Source organism: Actinobacillus minor NM305, from assembly GCF_000175195.1.
GTDB classification, from domain to species: domain Bacteria; phylum Pseudomonadota; class Gammaproteobacteria; order Enterobacterales; family Pasteurellaceae; genus Haemophilus_A; species Haemophilus_A minor.
Genome location: NZ_ACQL01000001.1, coordinates 35,493 through 48,813 on the forward strand (window position 1 = coordinate 35,493; position 13,321 = coordinate 48,813).

The window sequence follows — 13,321 nt, forward strand, 5'->3', positions numbered from 1 at the left end:
CTCCGAATTACTCTGCCGCACCTTCAACGAAGTCAAGTGATTGACCTTCTTGAAGAGTTACGTAAGCTTTTTTCCAGTCACTACGACGACCTGATTTAGCACCGTGACGTTTAGTTTTACCTTTAACGATCACTGTACGTACAGAATCAACTTTAACTTCGAAAAGTTGCTCAACCGCGTTCGCAATTTCCACTTTGTTAGCGTCTAATGCTACTTTAAATACGATTGTGTTACCTTTTTCTGCGTTATTTGTCGCTTTCTCAGAGATATGTGGTGCTTTAAGCACTTTTAGCAAACGTTCTTGTTGAATCATGCTAACATCTCCTCAATTTGTTTTACTGCATCAACAGTTACAACTACTTTATCAAAAGCAATTAAGCTAACTGGATCGATTGCTTGAACATCACGAACATCTACTTTGTATAAGTTACGTGCTGCTAAGAATAGATTTTCATCTACGTTTGCAGTAATGATTAAAGCGTCAGTTAACGCTAAATCTTTTAATTTTTGTACTAATACTTTCGTTTTTGGTGCATCGATTTCGAATTTCTCAACAACCACTAAACGGTCTTGACGAACTAATTCAGAAAGAATGCTTTTGATTGCACCACGGTACATTTTCTTGTTCACTTTTTGGCTGTGATCTTGTGGTTTCGCTGCGAAAGTGATACCACCTGAACGCCAGATTGGTGATTTGATATCACCTGAACGAGCGCGACCTGTACCTTTTTGACGCCAAGGTTTTTTGCCTGAACCAGACACTTCAGCACGAGTTTTTTGTGCACGTGAACCCTGACGAGCACCTGCTGCATAAGCAACAACTACTTGGTGGATTAACGCTTCGTTAAACTCACGTCCGAAGGTAGTTTCAGAAACAGTTAGTGCGTTTGCACCTACAACTTGTAATTCCATCTCTATCTCCTAGACTTATGCTTTAACTGCTGGTTTAACAATAACATCACTATTAGTTGCGCCTGGAACAGCACCTTTAACTAATAATAATTTACGCTCAGCATCTACACGAACAACTTCAAGTGATTGAACAGTTACACGCTCAGCACCTAAGTGTCCAGCCATTTTTTTGCCTTTAAACACACGACCTGGAGTTTGGTTTTGACCAATAGAACCAAGTACACGGTGTGATAAAGAGTTACCGTGAGTTGCATCTTGAGTACGGAAGTTCCAACGTTTAACACCACCTTGGAAGCCTTTACCTTTTGATGTACCAGTAACATCTACTTTTTTAACATCTGTAAAGATGTCAACATTGATTTCTTGACCTAAAGTGAACTCTTGAGTTTCACCTTCAGTACGAAATTCCCATAAACCGCGACCAGCTTCAACACCTGCTTTCACGAAATGACCTGCTTCTGGCTTAGTTACACGACTAGCTTTTTTAGTACCAGTAGTAACTTGAATTGCAGAATAGCCATCGTTTTCAAGGGTTTTAACTTGAGTAACACGGTTGGCTTCGATTTCGATAACGGTAACTGGAATAGACACGCCGTCTTCAGTGAAAACGCGGGTCATACCAACTTTACGACCGATTAAACCAATCATTGTAATAACCTCTTAAAATTCCCAATTAACCTAGACTAATCTGAACATCAACGCCAGCAGCTAGATCTAAACGCATTAATGCATCAACAGTTTTTTCTGTTGGTTCAACAATATCAACTAAACGTTTGTGAGTACGGATTTCATATTGATCACGCGCATCTTTGTTTACGTGTGGAGAAATCAACACTGTGAAACGTTCTTTACGAGTTGGTAAAGGAATTGGACCACGAACTTGTGCACCAGTACGTTTAGCTGTTTCTACGATCTCCGCAGTTGATTGATCGATCAAACGATGATCAAATGCTTTCAAGCGGATACGGATTCTTTGGTTCTGCATTAGACCAGAGCTCCATTAAAATTTAGCTAATAAAAAAACCAAACTACCACTTAACTAATAAAGAATAAGGGAGCTCAGTTACACCTGTTATAGTTCCAAGATTAGGAACATTATATGTGTTACCCAATTGGTAACACCGTTTGATAAATGATTACACCAAACGACTATCAAGACATCTTCTCGCAAAGATGTACGAGAAAGTGCGTGAATCATACAGAAACCAAGATCATTTTGCAAGCGTTTTTTACTTAATCTCTTTAAATTTCTTTGGCTTTCTTTAAGCAAAATATACCAGCATTAACTACCATATGAACCGCTGTATTTGAAATGCATCAAATTCATATTTTATAACTAAATATTTTTCTACATTTTTCGAGCAAGGTCATAAATTTATCATTTATTGGTTGAAAGTCTAACTAAATTCAAGAAAATAGCCTCGATTTTTCTTACAAATACACAGGAGTAAACACAAACATGCAACCCGTTCATCAAATCAGGCAAACTGTAAATGAAATTTTTAACCCGATTATTGGTGATATTCGAATCAAAACATATTTTTCTTATTATGGGATTTTTTCTGACGGTTTTATGTTCGCACTTTATAAAGATGACCACATTTACCTTCGGACAAACCAAGAAACGAGTGCAGACATTCAAGCAGTCAAAGGTGTTTTTGTGCTTGATGATCCCAAAGCCGGCATACATACGAAAAATTTTTATGCCTTACCTATTTCTTATATTTTAAGCTCTACCCAATTTCCTGCTTGGGTAACAATTATTTTAGATGAACTTCGTCAAGAAAGAACAAGAAAAGAAGAAAAACTCAAAACGCAAATTCGTTCTCTTACAAACCTCAATATGAAAATTGAACGGATTTTGAAAAGAATCAACATTCACAACGTGGATGAATTTAAACAGAAAGGCTATTTAGCCACCTTTGTCGATTTAATTAAGCAAGGCGATGAGGGGTCTGATTTACTGCTTTATAAATTGCATGGTGCACTAGAGCAGAAATCTGTTTATAGCTTAACGCCAGAAGAAAAAATTGGTCTTTTACAAGAAGCGAACCAAGCCTTATATGATGCGGGTCTTCGCCATCGCTTCCATATTCCAGATTAAAGACAAGCGGTTATTTTCTGCATGGATTTTGCAAAAATCTCATAGAAAATAACCGCTTACATCAAGCCTTAATTTGCAAATTGTTGAATCAATCGCTCAAAGCCTTCTTGGTCATAACTATTATCATACACCGAGTCCTCTGCCGAAGTGTACAACTCTTCATGTGAAGAAGGACAACCATACTGTTCCAATTTATTTTTAGTAAATTGTGAGCGATATGCCGAGCTTGAGTTATTTAAGCTAATGACCCCAATCGTTGCACGATTACAAGGTTGCTTATTGATAAATACCAAGTTATAGCCCGACTCTCGGATATAACCCGTTTTATTGATTGCTGCACTAAAAAGCTCTTCCCTGACCAACTTATTAGTGTTTTTCACAAAAATATTTTTACGCCCTGCGTGAATATAAGCCGCCGCCATGTTAGACAAAATCTGAATCTGACTTTTCCCTAACGAATACTTCGCCAGCTTCACTAAATCCATCACGCTCGACACATTCGCACTGGATAGTCCTGAACTATCGCTAAAACGTGTTGAACGCATGCCTAGCTCTCTCGCCTTCTCATTCATTTTCTGGATAAATTGCGTACGAGACATTCCAGCAGCACGAGAAAGCGCATGAGCCGCATAGTTATCCGAATGGACTAACATCGCTTTAAGCAACTCTTGGCAAGAAATCGGCGTATAAGTCGGTAATTTGGTAGAAGTCCCTTTAATATAATCGGCATCTTCATCTGTAATTGAAATCGCACAATTTCGATTTTGATTATTTTCTAAAAAGACATTCGCCGTCATCAATTTTGTTACCGAAGCAATCGGCTGAACAGAATTAGGCGAACGGCTTTCCAATACTCTATCGTGGGTAAAATCATATACCACATAAGATTGCGCCATACTTACCGCAGGCAATAAAGCCAAAAGAGAACACAGTTTTTTCAACATAAGATTTATGGATAAGAAAGAAATTTGTGCATTTTAGCAGTTTTTTGAAAGGGTGGCGATTGGGGAGGGTTATATATAAAATTAAACCCAATTTATCTAAACGTAGTCCTTCTACTCTTTCGAAGAAAGATCACAAAATGGTTGAAGATAATTTATTTGTATCTATTGTCTTTTCAGTCATTCGTGCTACATTGTATATACTATCTAATAAAGATATATACAAGGAGCTTGCTATGATGACAAAAGTATTCAAAAGCGGAAACAGCCAAGCAGTACGCATTCCTGCGAGTTTCCGTTTAAATGTTGATACAGTCGAAATTCTACATGGCGAGAATGGCGATATTATTTTGCGTCCATTCAAACCAAAAGCAGATTTGGACTTTCTTGCATTATTTGACGATATGGATGAAAGCTTTATTGAAGCATTAGAAAATCGAGATATTGCTCCACCGCAAGAGCGAGAAGAATTATGATTTATATGCTCGACACCAATATTTTGATTTATTTAATGAAAAATAAACCGCTTGTAGTGGCAGAACGTGTAGGACAGCTCTTGCCTCAAGATCAAATGGTAATGAGTTTTGTGACCTATGCCGAATTGCTGAAAGGAGCGTATGGTAGCGAAAACCCAACGAAAGCATTAGAAACTGTCGAGCGAATTTCTCAGCGAGTACCTGTGGTTTATCCAACAGGAAAAATTGCTGAACATTATGGCAAATGGGCAAATATCTTAAAGCAAAAAGGTTCGCCGATTGGCAATAATGATTTATGGATTGCTTGCCACGCTTTGGCGATAAATGCGGTTTTAGTGACGCATAATGTTAAAGAGTTTAAGCGTGTGAAAGAATTGAATTTGCAGGATTGGGTTTCTACTCAACAGAAGAAAGACATTCATAATATATAGTTAAGGAAAATATCTTATGGCTAGAGCATCTAAGACAAATCGTATAAATATATTTAAGCTAAGACAGGACATTAATCTAACTAATTTTTCTTCTATAAATGAATACGAAAAAATCTTTTCAGATGAGAAAAGCGCTTTATTTATACAGAAAAACAAAAAAAGCATTCCTGAATGGAGTAAATTCATATTACCACTAGCTCCTAAAGTGCATTTTGAGAATTCTTCAAACAGTTTTATTTATCTAATAAAGCATAAAGATAATCTTTATGCCCTTACAGGGGGATATGGATTTAAAGTTATTCAAGACGATATCGATGAAGAATTTGGGTTAAATGTAGCTTTACGTTTGATAGATAATTTATCGATTTCATCTATTCATCAATTTTCTGTAAAGAGCCAAACAAGGCAAATACAAAGGAGCGTAGCTAATTATAATCCTAGCTTTGATAATGAAAATTATAACAAAATATTAAAAAGTATCTCAGGAAAGGGGCAATTTTCAGGAAAAAATTTTCTGGTCCAAGGTAAATCATCCATTGTCCTTCGCACAGAAAAAGATATTAACAATATAGAGCAAGTGCTTGATGAAATTGATGACATTCTCAATAAAGAAGAGAAGATTAAGTTATTCAAGTCATACAAAAAAGTTAGCGATAAAAAATTAATAAAAAAACTGAATTCAAAACTATATAGAGAATTATGTAAGTTCTATAAGAATGAAAATAATTTATCTTCTCTATATTTAGACTTACCAGATCCATTTAAAAAGTTTGATTATTCTAGATATGATTTATTTATTAAAAATAAGCATATAGAAATAGATGAGCTAGATATAGATGAAATAAGATCAGTTATTCGTCAAAACTTTCATAATGACTTATCCATTAGAGAATTACTAAATATAAAGATTATAGGAATAACTATTGAAAATGAAGATGATATTTATCATAAAAACTCACTAGATAAATTAGTAGTTTATGAAACACATTTTAATGAAAAATATTATATAAAGTTAGAAGGAAAATGGTTTGAAGTATTGGATAATATAATTTCCTTTATAGAGGATAGGATTAGTAATATCACTGTTAAGAAGAATTATCTTCCAAAATGGGATACTAATAATATAAAAAAACAGCTTAGATTCAGTGAAAATGTCTATGCTGAACAAATATACAATAACGAAACAGCTAAGGTAAATGGTTTTAAATTACTTGATCGTAAATTAATCCAAATTGATAAAAGCTCAAAAATTGAGTCTATACAGAGCTGTAAATAATATAAGAAATGATGGATATGATGTTATTTTGACTCCAATAGAAATTATATAAACAGGCATAGTAGACAAAAGTGTTGGTAAAAAGTGGGCTTAAAGCCTTATAGTACAAGGCTTTAAGCCCACTTTTTGAAATATGAAAAAAACTGTCCTTTTTGCTTTACGAGCAATATCCAAAAGTATGGAAAGAAAAATAATATTCAGAGATATTTTTTTCGTCCTGTAATAAAACATTTTCCCTTAAGAATAAATTAGATCAAATTAAGATTTGGAATAATTAAACACCCGGAAAATAAACCTATCAACAACTTGCCGTTAAATATCATTGTTCGGTTAGAACTATTCAAAGGTATATTGATAAATCCCCTAAAACAGCTTTAAAATCACTTTCAAATCGATACCTGAACATCATATATGGATACCACTTTTTTCGGGTGTTATTTTGGCCTATTAGTGCTAATGGATTCAATTTCAAATAATGTTATTTCCCATTATTTTGTGCGAACTGAAAAAGATATTTACTACAAACTTGCCCTGAATAGGTTAAGAGAAAAACATAAATCGCAAGCAGATAAAGAATTAAAAATAATTACAAAAACACGCAAAAAAAGCTTAAAAATGAATTTTATCGGCAATTACATTCTTGGTTTATAAAACACCAAGCATTTTTAAAAGGAAGGAGTGATAAAGCCAATGAAAAAGGCTATTTTCCTTATAAACATCGCAATGTAAGAAGTGCTTATGCCTGTTTAAGACTTTATATGGACTATATTTTCATCTATGAAAAACATTCTGAATTGAATATAGAAAAGACGACAAATCGTTTAGAGAGATTATTTAGTGAACTTAAGCGAAAATTAAATAATCACAACGGATTAACAAAAAAGCGTAAGATATTGTTTATACAGGAGTTTTTAAATAAAAAGAGTTGGTAATAATTAGGAGAAATAATTAAAACCAACACTTTTGTCTACTATGCCTAAATACTTCTATGAAAATACCTTTAATTGTACAAGTTTAGGGATATAACCAGTTAAAACAGGTTGATCTCCCAACCCTAATAATTTATAAATTTGCCCACCAATACCTGGAATAACTTCTCCCGAACTAGATTTCTCTTCATCTTTAGCAAAATACACAAATCTAAATTTTCTTGATATTTCATCTGGAAATTCTTTTTCCAAATTTTTTTCTGCATCAATATGCATTACTGGAGAAACAATATAAATTCTATTAACTAGTCGCACTTGCTCAAGCATAGCAATAAGATTTGTTCTTACTACACAGCTTCCGGACATGACTGATTTAACAATAATAACAGTATCTGTATCCCTATAGCCATCTTCAATAAATCTATGAAGAATAGGGGCAACACTCTTACCATTAGAACCAAGTGGATGATGATGATTCCAAAATATTGCTAATCTCTGTTGAATCCCTTTTATGTCTAATTGATTTTTCACACCCGATAATAAATAATCCGCATCTTCTGCTGTTGAAATCAACAATACTTTATTAGATTCTGATAATTTATCTACAAAAGTGGAAGCTAGAAATCTACCAAGATTAATCATATGCTGACGATAAATTATTGGTTCTAATTTTGAATCTAATAGTCCCTCTAGCTCTTGTTTTACTTCTACCTCAATAGCTGGTGGAATATGATAACTTGTATGTTTTTTCATTATTAATTCCCCTTTAAAGCTTCTGATGATATAGTCATTAGGTATGAGCAAATTTCCTGCTTTGTTCCCAATTTTTGGAATTTATTTTGGTCTATATAACCTAAAGCTCTTCTAGGAACTCGAATTTCTAATAACATCTGAATAATTAAATTATTACCGTCATATTTGTACGGTAAGCCTATTCTATCTAAATGTACTCCCACGAATGCAGGTAACTCAATACTTTCTTCATTAATAAATGGATTTGGGTATGTTTGACTTTCCATTCTACGAAAAATATCTTTTATTGAACTAGGAGTAATATTATTACTCAAAGCTCCTCGTAAAACATTTAAAGCATAGTCTTGATCATCTGGATAAGAGCTTTTTGTCATTTTACTTAAATGTGGCTCGAAATATTGTTTATCTAATTTATCGCTGGAATATGGAAAATAAATACTATCACAATATTTTTTCAAATCATCTGGAATAAGATCTAAATTATTCATTTGCTTTTCTTTATCTGGTACAACTAAATAATTTTTACTACTTCTCACCTTATGGTAATCAAAATCAATTTCGATTTGATATCTTGCACGTTCAGAATGCTCATGATTCCAATTAGCTGAGCCAAGAGATGAATTTTTTGCTTGGTAGTTATATTTTATATTTTCTGACTGATCAAAATGACAAATATCATCAAAGAAGTCTAAGTTTTGGCGACTAATTATATGAAATGACCAACTTCCATACTTAGATGATGCTAATTCCAAAACCTTAGATAATACAAATTGCTCTTCATAAGCTTGTCCTTTATTAGCATTATGTCCACCACGGTGAATATTCTTGATTTTATTTAAAACTTCATCACCGAAGGTTTTACTAATAAAATCCTCTTTATCTGACACGCTAAGAACCCCGAAATTCACAAAGATATTATATAAATTTATGGTAACGATATAAACAAGCCTTGTAAAGCTATTCACATAAAAAAAGCCCCCAGAACTTCACTGCTCTGGGGGCTTTTTTATATCTAACGGTGAGCTAGCAAGCCCACCCTACGTTTTTACTCTTCCGCATCCATTTCAGCATTTAATAATGCTGCAAGGCTTTGGGTTGCGTCGTCTGCAACAAACTCAAATTCTTCTTCAATATCCGCATCGGTTACGAAGCTGTTTGCGCTTTGAGTTGCAACTTCCGGTTCAAATTTCACCGCTTGTAAACCTGCTGCACGTTTTTCTGCGCGGGCTTTGTGGTAAGCGAAACCTGTACCTGCCGGGATTAAACGACCAACGATCACGTTCTCTTTTAAGCCACGTAATTCGTCTTGTTTACCTGCCACAGCTGCTTCGGTAAGAACACGGGTGGTTTCTTGGAACGATGCTGCTGAGATGAATGACTCAGTTGCCAATGATGCTTTGGTAATACCAAGCAATTCACGTTCAAATTCCACTTCCGGTTTGCCTTCGGCAACACGTTTGCGGTTGGCAATTTTCACACGTGCAACTTCCACTTGCTCGCCCTCTAAGAATTCAGAGTCGTAAGCGTTGGTAATTACCGCTTTACGTAACATTTGACGTACGATCACTTCGATGTGCTTGTCGTTAATTTTTACCCCTTGTAAGCGGTAAACTTCTTGCACTTCGTTTACGATGTATTCAGTTACAGCGTGAACGCCACGTAAGCGTAAGATGTCGTGTGGTGTTTCCGCACCATCAGAAATCACATCACCACGTTGAACCATTTCGCCTTCGAATACGTTGAGCTGACGCCATTTTGGAATCATTTCTTCGTATGCTTCGCCTTCCACTGGGGTAATCACTAAGCGGCGTTTACCTTTGGTTTCTTTACCGAATGATACGATACCTGAGATTTCTGCAAGGATCGCCGGCTCTTTCGGTTTACGAGCTTCGAATAAGTCTGCTACGCGTGGAAGACCACCGGTAATATCTTTTGTACCCACAGATTCTTGTGGAATACGTGCTAATGCTTCACCAACTGCGATTTCTGCACCATCATCAAGGGTTACAATCGCTTTACCCGGTAAGAAGTATTGCGCCGGTACATCTGTGCCTGCGATTAAGATGTCGTTACCTTGTGCATCCACTAATTTTAATGCCGGACGTAAATCTTTACCTGCAGTTGCACGTTCACCCACATCTTGTACCACGATTGATGATAAACCGGTTAATTCGTCTGTTTGACGTGTTACGGTTAAGCCATCAATGATGTCGTGGAATTGGATACGACCTGATACCTCTGCGATAACCGGCATTGTATGTGGATCCCAGTTAGCAACCACTTCACCAACTGCCACTTCTGCGCCATCGTTTTTACTTAATACTGCACCGTATGGCAGTTTATAGTTCTCTTTGGTACGACCGAAGGTGTCAATCACTGTTAATTCGGTATTACGAGAAGTTAAAACTAATTTGCCATCTTTGTTAGTCACGTATTTCGCATTGGTTAATTTAATCGTACCGTTGTTTTTCACTTGTACGCTAGATTCTTTCGCTGCCGCAGATGCCGCACCACCGATATGGAACGTACGCATCGTTAACTGTGTACCCGGCTCACCGATTGATTGTGCCGCAATAACACCGACTGCTTCACCTTGGTTGATTAAGTGACCACGTGCTAAATCACGACCGTAACATTTCGCACACACACCGAAGTCTGTGTTACAGGTTACTACTGAACGTACTTTAATGCTATCAACTGAGTTTTCATCGATCACATCACAAAGTTTTTCATCGATCAGTGTATTACGTGCGATTAACACTTCGTCTGAACCCGGTTTTAATACGTCTTCAGCAACAACACGACCTAATACTAATTCACGTAATGGCACTTTCTCGTCTCCACCTTCAATATGTGGAGTCATCACGATACCTTCTTCCGTACCACAGTCATCTTCAATGATCACTAAATCTTGTGCCACGTCTACTAAACGACGGGTTAAGTAACCAGAGTTCGCTGTTTTCAACGCGGTATCCGCAAGACCTTTACGTGCACCGTGGGTTGAAATAAAGTACTGAAGAACGTTCAAGCCTTCACGGAAGTTCGCTGTGATTGGTGTTTCGATGATCGAGCCGTCTGGACGAGCCATCAAACCACGCATACCGGCTAACTGACGAATCTGTGCCGCAGAACCACGAGCACCGGAGTCTGCCATCATAAAGATACTATTGAATGACGCTTGTTTCTCTGGGTTACCTTCACGGTTGATTACTTCTTCCGTAGAAAGGTTATCCATCATCGCTTTCGCAACACGTTCGTTCGCTGCTGCCCAAATATCGATCACTTTGTTATAGCGTTCGCCTGCGGTTACAAGACCAGAGTTGAACTGCTCTTGAATTTCAGCAACTTCTGCTTCTGCTGCACGGATAATTTCGTGTTTTTGTTCCGGGATAACCATATCGTTGATACCAACCGATGCCCCTGAACGTGCCGCATACGCAAAACCGGTGTACATTACTTGGTCAGCTAAAACTACCGATTCTTTTAAACCTAAACGGCGGTAAGATTCGTTGATTAATTTTGAAATCGCTTTCTTACCTAATGTTTGGTTGAATAATTTGTATGGCATACCTTTTGGTGAGATCATCCATAAAATTGCACGACCTACTGTGGTATCCACTAATGAAGTTTTCGGCTCAAATTCGCCCGCTTCATTTTTCTCGTATTCGGTAATACGTACTTTTACACGTGCGTGTAATTCTGCTTGACCGGTACGGTATGCTTTTTCTGCTTCACGAGGGTCAAGGAAGTACATACCTTCCCCTTTCGCATTCACTTTCTCACGAGTCATATAGTATAAACCCAATACAACGTCTTGAGATGGAACGATAATTGGGTCACCACTTGCCGGTGAAAGTACGTTATTGGTAGACATCATTAACGCACGTGCTTCTAACTGTGCTTCTAACGTTAATGGTACGTGTACCGCCATTTGGTCACCATCGAAGTCCGCGTTGAACGCCGCACAAACAAGTGGGTGTAACTGGATTGCTTTACCTTCGATTAAGATTGGTTCGAACGCCTGAATACCTAAACGGTGCAACGTTGGTGCACGGTTAAGCAGGATTGGGTGTTCACGGATAACTTCTGCAAGAATATCCCATACAATTGGCTCTTCACGCTCTACCATTTTCTTCGCCGCTTTGATTGTTGAAGCAATACCACGGCTTTCTAATTTAGAGTAGATAAATGGACGGAATAATTCCAATGCCATTTTTTTCGGTAAACCACATTGGTGAAGACGTAAGTATGGACCTACGGTAATTACCGAACGACCTGAGTAGTCTACACGTTTACCTAATAAGTTTTGACGGAAACGACCTTGTTTACCTTTGATCATATCCGCAAGGGATTTTAATGGACGTTTGTTAGAACCGGTAATCGCACGACCACGGCGACCGTTATCTAATAACGCATCCACAGACTCTTGTAACATACGTTTTTCGTTACGTACGATAATGTCTGGCGCAACTAAATCTAATAAACGTTTTAAACGGTTATTACGGTTGATCACACGGCGATATAAATCATTCAGATCTGAAGTCGCAAAACGACCACCATCAAGTGGTACTAATGGACGAAGATCCGGTGGAAGAACCGGTAATACCGTCATTACCATCCATTCCGGTTTATTGCCGGATTGTTGGAATGCTTCTAAAAGTTTTAAACGTTTTGTAATTTTTTTACGTTTGGTTTCAGAATTCGTTTCTTGCAACTCTTCACGCATGGTTTCGCATTGGTGTTCTAAATCCATATCGCGTAATAATGCTTGGATACCTTCCGCACCCATTTTCGCATCGAATTCATCACCCCAACGCTCTTCTGCGTCTAAGAATTGTTCTTCAGTTAATAACTGACCTTTTTCAAGATCGGTCATACCCGGTTCAATAACGACATAGCTTTCAAAATAAAGCACACGCTCAATATCACGTAACGGCATATCAAGGATTAAACCGATACGGGACGGCAGTGATTTTAAGAACCAAATATGTGCCACAGGGCAAGCAAGTTCGATGTGTCCCATACGGTCACGACGAACTTTAGTTTGAGTTACTTCAACGCCACATTTTTCACAAATAACACCACGGTGTTTTAAGCGTTTATATTTACCACATAAACATTCGTAATCTTTTACCGGCCCGAAGATACGTGCACAGAAAAGACCATCACGTTCTGGTTTGAATGTACGGTAGTTGATGGTTTCCGGTTTTTTCACTTCACCGAAAGACCAAGAACGGATCTTGTCCGGCGATGCTAAACCAATTTTAATTACATCAAAATCATCGTTTGATTTAGATTGTGCTTTTAAAAACTTAACTAAGTCTTTCACGTTTTTGCCCCTGATTTGAGGTTTTTGTTCTTGAAATGGTCGCCCATTTCAACTGAAAATCTTTGGTTGCAAGCGGTCGGTTTTGGCAAATTGTTTGCAAGATTTGACCGCTTGTTGCGTTTTATTACCCCTGCTTAATTCAAATTCGTAGGGGTGGGGTTTATCCCCAC

General features: G+C 37.1%; 13 protein-coding genes. 5 read left to right on the forward strand and 8 right to left on the reverse strand.

Going from position 1 to position 13,321, the window contains the following annotated elements:
* Positions 1–7: 7 nt before the first annotated feature.
* Genes rplW through rpsJ form a run of 4 tightly spaced genes read right to left on the reverse strand, consistent with a single transcriptional unit; the run spans position 8 to position 1,897 of the window.
* Complete coding sequence (gene rplW, locus AM305_RS00200) at positions 8–313, reverse strand: 50S ribosomal protein L23 (RefSeq protein WP_005818317.1); 306 nt, start codon at positions 311–313, stop codon at positions 8–10.
* Entirely contained in the window at positions 310–912 is a 603-nt protein-coding gene (rplD, locus tag AM305_RS00205; protein WP_005821841.1) for a 50S ribosomal protein L4, read from the reverse strand. Before rplD ends, rplW begins: the two co-directional genes overlap by 4 nt.
* Before the next feature lie 15 nt (positions 913–927).
* Positions 928–1,560 carry a 50S ribosomal protein L3 gene (gene rplC, locus AM305_RS00210; RefSeq protein ID WP_005818306.1) on the reverse strand — a complete coding sequence of 211 codons (633 nt, stop codon included), beginning with the start codon at positions 1,558–1,560 and terminating at the stop codon, positions 928–930.
* A 25-nt stretch (positions 1,561–1,585) separates the two neighbouring features.
* Entirely contained in the window at positions 1,586–1,897 is a 312-nt protein-coding gene (rpsJ, locus tag AM305_RS00215) for a 30S ribosomal protein S10 (protein ID WP_001181005.1), read from the reverse strand.
* Positions 1,898–2,371: 474 nt separating this feature from the next.
* Here rpsJ and AM305_RS00220 point away from each other — a divergent pair, with 474 nt between their 5' ends.
* Positions 2,372–3,016 (forward strand): TfoX/Sxy family DNA transformation protein, encoded by a 645-nt coding sequence (locus AM305_RS00220; protein ID WP_005821842.1) that lies wholly within the window; start codon positions 2,372–2,374, stop codon positions 3,014–3,016.
* Positions 3,017–3,084: 68 nt separating this feature from the next.
* On the opposite strand, the gene AM305_RS00225 is transcribed toward AM305_RS00220, so the two are convergent.
* Positions 3,085–3,960: a D-alanyl-D-alanine carboxypeptidase family protein gene (locus tag AM305_RS00225; protein ID WP_035293425.1), complete on the reverse strand. Its 876-nt coding sequence runs from the start codon at positions 3,958–3,960 to the stop codon at positions 3,085–3,087.
* 233 nt (positions 3,961–4,193) lie between these two features.
* On the opposite strand from AM305_RS00225, the gene AM305_RS00230 reads away from it, so the two are divergent.
* From AM305_RS00230 to AM305_RS12915, 4 genes are all read left to right on the forward strand, one after another.
* Positions 4,194–4,433, forward strand: coding sequence for an AbrB/MazE/SpoVT family DNA-binding domain-containing protein (locus AM305_RS00230; protein ID WP_005821844.1), 240 nt, complete (start codon positions 4,194–4,196; stop codon positions 4,431–4,433).
* A complete protein-coding gene (locus AM305_RS00235) occupies positions 4,430–4,864 on the forward strand; it encodes a type II toxin-antitoxin system VapC family toxin (protein ID WP_005821845.1) in 435 nt (144 codons plus the stop codon). The genes AM305_RS00230 and AM305_RS00235 overlap by 4 nt, the downstream gene beginning before the upstream one ends.
* Positions 4,865–4,880: 16 nt before the next feature.
* Positions 4,881–6,140 carry a DUF6119 family protein gene (locus AM305_RS00240; RefSeq protein WP_005821846.1) on the forward strand — a complete coding sequence of 420 codons (1,260 nt, stop codon included), beginning with the start codon at positions 4,881–4,883 and terminating at the stop codon, positions 6,138–6,140.
* A gap of 126 nt (positions 6,141–6,266) precedes the next feature.
* Positions 6,267–6,392, forward strand: coding sequence for a transposase-like zinc-binding domain-containing protein (locus AM305_RS12915; RefSeq protein WP_420196298.1), 126 nt, complete (start codon positions 6,267–6,269; stop codon positions 6,390–6,392).
* Between the two features lie 734 nt (positions 6,393–7,126).
* On the opposite strand, the gene AM305_RS00250 is transcribed toward AM305_RS12915, so the two are convergent.
* The 3 genes from AM305_RS00250 to rpoC all read right to left on the reverse strand — a co-directional run bounded on the left by AM305_RS00250 (position 7,127) and on the right by rpoC (position 13,151).
* Positions 7,127–7,822, reverse strand: a complete 696-nt coding sequence (locus AM305_RS00250; RefSeq protein WP_005821848.1) for a hypothetical protein — start codon at positions 7,820–7,822, stop codon at positions 7,127–7,129.
* A 2-nt stretch (positions 7,823–7,824) separates the two neighbouring features.
* Complete coding sequence (locus tag AM305_RS00255; RefSeq protein ID WP_005821849.1) at positions 7,825–8,709, reverse strand: hypothetical protein; 885 nt, start codon at positions 8,707–8,709, stop codon at positions 7,825–7,827.
* Between the two features lie 158 nt (positions 8,710–8,867).
* Positions 8,868–13,151 (reverse strand): DNA-directed RNA polymerase subunit beta', encoded by a 4,284-nt coding sequence (gene rpoC / locus AM305_RS00260; protein WP_005821850.1) that lies wholly within the window; start codon positions 13,149–13,151, stop codon positions 8,868–8,870.
* Positions 13,152–13,321 lie beyond the last annotated feature (170 nt).